The sequence below is a fragment of the uncultured Rossellomorea sp. genome (assembly GCF_947488365.1).
Taxonomy (GTDB): domain Bacteria; phylum Bacillota; class Bacilli; order Bacillales; family Bacillaceae_B; genus Rossellomorea.
Window position 1 is genome coordinate 1 of sequence record NZ_CANKZT010000035.1, and the last position, 218, is coordinate 218.

General features: G+C 48.2%; 1 tRNA gene. It reads right to left on the minus strand.

What is annotated here, in order from left to right:
* Positions 1–75: transfer RNA gene (locus tag Q1B03_RS22115), tRNA-Gln, on the minus strand.
* Positions 76–218: the final 143 nt, after the last annotated feature.

Consider the following 218-nt stretch of genomic DNA (forward strand, 5'->3'; position numbering starts at 1 on the left):
TGGCTGGGCTAGCTGGATTCGAACCAACGCATGTCGCAGTCAAAGTGCGATGCCTTACCGCTTGGCTATAGCCCAATAATAACTTTAATGGCATAAAAAAGGGACATTTATAGGATGTCCATTTTACACTTTAATATACAGTGGTGGAGGGGGGCAGATTCGAACTGCCGAACCCGAAGGAGCGGATTTACAGTCCGCCGCGTTTAGCCACTTCGCTA